A 5,973-nucleotide genomic window follows, 5' to 3' on the forward strand; every position below is an offset into this window, starting at 1 on the left:
AGCGTATATTTGATCCCCTTTAGCCATATTTTTTTAGTGATAAAGTAAACAAGGAGATTGTCTATTGAGTCAGTTTTTCTGGTTATTAATCTTAATTTTCATGAAAATATTCCCGATCGCGATTTGTCAAAACCTATTATAGCATTTATCTTAATAGTGAGGTACAAAGTTTTCCTTTGGGGGAGTCGGTCGTCAATACCAAATTAGGTTACACTTCATTTCTATGGGAAACGCTGTAAAAATTATCGAAGCAGAAATTGAGGACTATGGCCTAAACACCAGCGATTGAAGCCCCTTTTTGACTGTTAACCCCCTTAACCCAGAGATTATGGATGCTTTTAGTCCCTTTCCTCCTGACTGGACAGAGAATGCTGTTCACGCCTACAATTTTTGTTGTCCTTACTGTGGGGCAAAAGCTAAAGAAGCTCAGGCCGTTTGGATCAATCGCCGCGCACCCGTTTTAGGAGAAGATTCCCGTCGTAAATGGCAGGAATTCTATCATTGTCAATGCGATCGAGTTTGGTGGGCCTGGAGTAGTGATCGACCTGCCGAAAATAAGTAATTCTCAATCGGGAATGGAAAATATGGCCGATGTCTATGTTTCTTGGGATGAATACCATCGTCTGATCGAAAAATTAGCAGTAAAAATCGATCATTCTGGTTGGCAATTTGCTCAGATTGTCTGTTTAGCTAAGGGAGGATTGCGCGTCGGTGACATTCTCTGTCGTCTTTTTCGTCAACCCCTAGCCATTCTCTACGCTGCTTCCTACGGGGGGCAAAATCATCAAATTCGGGGAGAATTAACTATTTCCTCGAATTTAGCCATGATCGAAGCCAAATTAAAGAGTCCCTTGTTATTAGTGGATGATTTAGTCGATTCGGGAATCACTCTCCAAAAAACCTCGATTTTGTTACGGGAAAAATACGGGATTACCAATATCAAAACTGCGGTGATCTGGTACAAAGCGGCATCAAGAATCAAACCTGACTATTATGTGGAATATTACCCCGATAATCCTTGGATTCATCAACCCTTCGAGCGTTACGAGTTAATTACACCCAAAGACCTCCTAGAATAAATTCAGTTTAGCATCAGAGGTAGAGAGTTTCCCTTTAAAAATACCACCAAAGAAGATTCATGTCTGAAATCGGCAACCTCATCTATTCTCCGTAGGATTCAGCAGTAATTTTACCCCGAAAAACGATGTAATTATAAACTGTATAGGCTAGTAAAATTGGGATTAAAAAACCCACAAAAGTCAGCATAAACACCAAAGAACTGGGAGCGGCCGCCGCTTGATAAATTGTCACGGACGGGGGAATAATATCGGGAAAAATCAACAATCCCAAACCGATAAAAGAGAGCATAAACAGCAATACTGTCCAGACCATGGGGGTGTTTTCTTCCTTTAGTTGCAAACTCCGCAGTAACAAACCCAGTAACACCACAGCTAAAATCGGGATGAGGATAAAGATGTAAATTAGTCGAGGGTCAAATAAACGCTGACGGATATGGTCAGAAAGCAGCGGCGTACTGATGGTGATAAAGATAGCACCGATAAAAGTGGTAATAGCGGCAATTTTTGCCGTTTTATAGTGAACTTCCTGTAAATTACCCGTAGTTTTCAGAATTAGGTAAGTGGAACCCACTAAAACATAAGCTTGGATTAAAGTTAGAGAAACTAGAATCGATCGCCATGTTAACCAATCAAAGGGGCCGCCGGCAAAATGACCCAATTCATCCACTTTAATGCCCTCAAAAACCGCACCGAGGGCGAATCCTTGCCCCAAAGCGGCCAAAAAACTGCCGAGTCCGAAGGCATAATTCCAGAACAACTTGCGACGAGAATGTTCACGAAACTCGAAGGAAACAGCCCGAAATAACAGCCCCACCACCATAATCACTGCTGGCAGGTATAAAGCGTTTAAAATTGTCCCGTAAGCTAGGGGAAACGCCCCAAACAGGGAACCCCCCATCAAGACAATCCAAGTTTCGTTAGCATCCCAAACATTGCCCAAACTGGTCATTAAAATACTGCGACGCTTCTCGGAGGAGGAAGTCAGGGAAAGAATTCCCACCCCCAAGTCAAAACCATCGAGGAGGACGTATAGAAACAGGAATAAACCCAGAATAAAAAACCAAATTTGTGGCAAAAAATACTGTAACGGTTCCATAGTTCCTCCTATTGTTGCGCTTCTAGGGAACGAGGATTTAGTTCTGGTGAGGTCACTTTTTCCTGTTGAGTCCCCGGCAGTGGTAAGTTAAGATTTGGTCCCTGACGGATAATAAGACTACCGAAATAGAGAGCAGAAACCAAGAAAAAGACATAAATCGCCGTAATTCCGATTAAAGAGGTTAAAATCTCGCCTGCGGGCAGTTTAGAAGCAGCATCCACTGTCCGGATTTGATTGTAAACCGTCCAGGGTTGACGACCGACACAACGGACAATCCAACCGGTTTCAACCGCAAGATAACCCAGAGGGGCCGCAAAAACCCAAGCGCGCAGTAACCATTTTTGACTGTCGATTTTTTCGTTACTCAGTTGACCGCGCAGCCATTGCCCGACAGTTACAGTCATTAAAGAAGCGAGAAAAAGACCGATAGCGACCATAATCCGGAAGGAATAATAGATTAGACCCACCATGTGCGGTCTGTCTTCGTATTTCCACGTTTTTAAGCCGAGAACAGGTTCCGATAACTTGGGTTTTAACTCCAAAAGATAACCCAAAGCATTAGGAATCTTCACTTCCCAGCTATTTGTCTCCGCTTTATCCTTGGGTAAAGCGACCAAACTCCAAGCAGCAGTTTCTCCCGCGGGAATAGTTTCCCATTGCGCTTCCATGGCGGCTAATTTAGCCGGTTGATAGTGATACACTTGTTCGGCACTAAGATGACCGACAAAAATTTGCAAGGGAGCGATAACAATCGCTAGAGTAAGAACAATTTTGAGAGAACGACTAAAAAAGCTAATGTGACGTTTATTGAGCAAATACCAAGCACTAATCCCACCAATGACGAAAAGAGAAGTTTCCAGAGTAGCGAAAAACATATGCAGGAAACTATTAACCATGAAGGGATTGAGAATCGCTTGTAGGTAATCCTGAACGATAAATTTACCATCCACGAAAATGCCGCCGGCGGGGGTTTGCAGCCAAGAATTAGCGGTTAAAATCCAGAAAGTGGAAAGATTAGCCCCGAAAGCGACGAGAATTGTCGCTAGGAAGTGAATTAACGGGGGAACTCGTCCCCAACCAAACAACATAATTCCCAGAAAACTAGCCTCTAGCATAAAGGCCATGGTTCCCTCGAAACCGAGGATAGTTCCGAAAAAGTCCCCCACCGCTTCCGAAAAAGGCGCCCAATTCATGCCAAACTGGAAGGCCATGGGTAAACCAGAAGCAACTCCAATGCCGAAATTGAGAATGTAGAGTTTTGCCCAGAAGCGAGCGTGATGATAGTAGTCAGGATTGCGGGTTTTTAGCCATAATCCTTCGACAATGACTAGATAAATGCCCATACCAGTGGTTAACACCGGCCAAAGCATATGGAAAATAGCGGTGACGGCAAATTGTATCCGCGACAAAGCGACGGGATTGGCAAGTAAATCCATGATTACAATCTTTAAACGATCGTGAAGATATGATAAGCACCTATAATATTTAGCCAGTAATGCCCTGAAAAGGCAAGGGTAAATAGGGATTATACAGATTGTTTTTAGATTTATGCGATCGCTTTGGTGTTAGTCAATGACTTAGTTAGTATTCTTGTATTATATTGGGGGGAAAACTCAGAAAAATTGCTAGAATATTAGCCTGATTAATTAATTTTCCCCTCGATCGAGTATGACTTTCTCCTCAGCCGCAGACTTTCAAGATGAATTTGATGTCATCGTCGTCGGGGCGGGCCATTCCGGCTGTGAAGCGGCCCTAGCTTGCGCCCGTCTCGGTTGTCGTACCCTTCTCCTCACTCTTAATCTCGATAAAATCGCTTGGCAACCCTGTAACCCCGCCGTCGGTGGTCCGGCTAAATCCCAATTAACCCACGAAGTGGACGCTTTAGGCGGCGAAATTGGCAAAATGGCCGACCGCACCTATCTGCAAAAACGGGTTCTTAATGCCTCTCGCGGGCCGGCAGTCTGGGCCCTACGCGCCCAAACCGATAAACGGGAATACGCGGCGGTGATGAAAGGTATCGTCGAAACCCAAGCCAATCTGGTTATTCGGGAAGGCATGGCCACAGACCTGATTTTAGGGGCAAATGAGCAAGTTTTAGGGGTAGAAACCTATTTCGGCACTTGTTTCGCCGCTAAAGCCGTCATTTTAACCACTGGCACTTTTTTAGGCGGCAAAATCTGGATCGGCGGCAAGTCTATGGCAGCTGGACGCGCGGGCGAATTTGCGGCGGTGGGTTTAACAGAAACCCTAAATCGTCTCGGATTCGAGACCGATCGCCTAAAAACTGGCACTCCTGCCCGTGTCGATAAGCGTTCGGTGGATTACTCCCGTATGGAACCGCAACCGCCCGATGACGAGGTACGTTGGTTTAGTTTTGATCCAGAGGTGTGGATCGAACGGGAACAAATGAACTGTCATCTCACCCGCACCACGGCGGCAACTCATCAATTAATCAGAGATAATTTACATTTATCCCCCATTTATGGCGGTTTTATTGACTCCAAAGGGCCGCGTTATTGTCCTAGTATTGAGGATAAAATCGTCCGTTTTGCCGATAAAGAAAGTCATCAAATTTTTATTGAACCGGAAGGGCGCGATATTCCCGAACTTTATATTCAAGGCTTTTCAACGGGACTGCCGGAAAATGTTCAATTAGCAATGCTGCGGACTTTACCCGGTTTAGAAAACTGTGTGATGTTGCGGGCTGCCTATGCAGTGGAATACGATTATTTACCAGCAACTCAGTGTTATCCAACCCTGATGACGAAGAAGATTGAGGGATTATTTTGTGCGGGACAAATTAACGGGACAACCGGTTATGAAGAAGCGGCAGCCCAGGGACTGGTGGCGGGGATTAATGCGGCGCGGTTTGCTTTAGGAAAAGAGTTAATTGTTTTTCCCCGGGAGGAAAGTTATCTGGGAACTTTGGTCGATGATTTGTGTACTAAGGATCTGCGGGAACCCTATCGAATGTTAACCAGTCGTTCCGAATATCGCTTAGTATTGCGATCGGATAATGCCGATCAAAGATTAACACCTTTAGGGCGAGAAATTGGTTTAATTGATAACCGGCGTTGGCAATTATTCCAGAGCAAACAAGCTAATATTATCGCTGAAAAAGAACGCCTACACGAAACGAGAATTAAAGAACGGGATCAGGTGGCAATTGCCATCGTTAAGGATACAGAACAAAAAATCAAAGGTTCTCTCTCTTTAGCAGATTTACTGCGTCGTCCTAGCTTGCATTATCTCGATCTTGATCGTTATGGTTTAGGTAATCCCGATATAAATTTAGCCGAAAGAGAAGGGGTAGAAATTGAAATTAAATATTCCGGTTATCTGAAACGACAACAAAATCAAATTGACCAAATTAGTCGCCACAGTAACCGTCATTTATCCCCCGATATTGACTACATGAAAATCGAAACTTTGTCAATGGAATCCCGGGAAAAATTAACAAAAATTAAACCCGCCACCATCGGTCAAGCCTCGCGAATTGGCGGAGTCAATCCCGCCGATATTAACGCTTTATTAGTGTATTTAGAAATGCGGCAGATGTCAGCAGTTAAAAGTTAGGAAATAATTCTGATTATCAGCGATCGAGAGTTATCATCGGCTGCTTAATTAGGGTTTGCTGAATAAATGTGAAATGTAGGCAAGGTAAGGGTTTTGTGGCTTTTCTCGCGAAACAGGTGCAAGATTTTGAGAGAATCATGCTTCAAAACCTTGCGTCTTCATCGGCCCGCCTCCTGTAGGGGCGAAGCATTCGGGCAATAACCTATCGGTGAAACCGTAGAT

Annotated in this window: 5 protein-coding genes; 3 read left to right on the plus strand and 2 right to left on the minus strand. The window is 44.2% G+C overall.

What is annotated here, in order from left to right; all coding sequences use genetic code 11:
- Positions 1-328: 328 nt before the first annotated feature.
- Both PX636_RS13575 and PX636_RS13580 read left to right on the plus strand, forming a co-directional pair.
- Entirely contained in the window at positions 329-562 is a 234-nt protein-coding gene (locus PX636_RS13575; protein WP_002771307.1) for a hypothetical protein, read from the plus strand.
- A gap of 22 nt (positions 563-584) precedes the next feature.
- Positions 585-1,079, plus strand: a complete 495-nt coding sequence (locus tag PX636_RS13580) for a phosphoribosyltransferase (protein WP_288117578.1) — start codon at positions 585-587, stop codon at positions 1,077-1,079.
- Positions 1,080-1,161: 82 nt separating this feature from the next.
- On the opposite strand, the gene cydB is transcribed toward PX636_RS13580, so the two are convergent.
- On the minus strand, positions 1,162-2,175 hold the full coding sequence (gene cydB, locus PX636_RS13585; protein ID WP_002792975.1) for a cytochrome d ubiquinol oxidase subunit II: 1,014 nt from the start codon (positions 2,173-2,175) through the stop codon (positions 1,162-1,164).
- 8 nt (positions 2,176-2,183) lie between these two features.
- Positions 2,184-3,611 carry a cytochrome ubiquinol oxidase subunit I gene (locus PX636_RS13590; protein WP_069473782.1) on the minus strand — a complete coding sequence of 476 codons (1,428 nt, stop codon included), beginning with the start codon at positions 3,609-3,611 and terminating at the stop codon, positions 2,184-2,186.
- Positions 3,612-3,843: 232 nt separating this feature from the next.
- Between PX636_RS13590 and mnmG the strand changes: the two genes are divergently transcribed.
- Positions 3,844-5,751: a tRNA uridine-5-carboxymethylaminomethyl(34) synthesis enzyme MnmG gene (gene mnmG / locus PX636_RS13595; protein ID WP_002796249.1), complete on the plus strand. Its 1,908-nt coding sequence runs from the start codon at positions 3,844-3,846 to the stop codon at positions 5,749-5,751.
- Positions 5,752-5,973 lie beyond the last annotated feature (222 nt).

Origin of the sequence: Microcystis sp. M53598_WE2, from assembly GCF_030067735.1 — a bacterium.
In the GTDB taxonomy this organism is placed as follows: Bacteria; Cyanobacteriota; Cyanobacteriia; order Cyanobacteriales; family Microcystaceae; genus Microcystis; species Microcystis aeruginosa.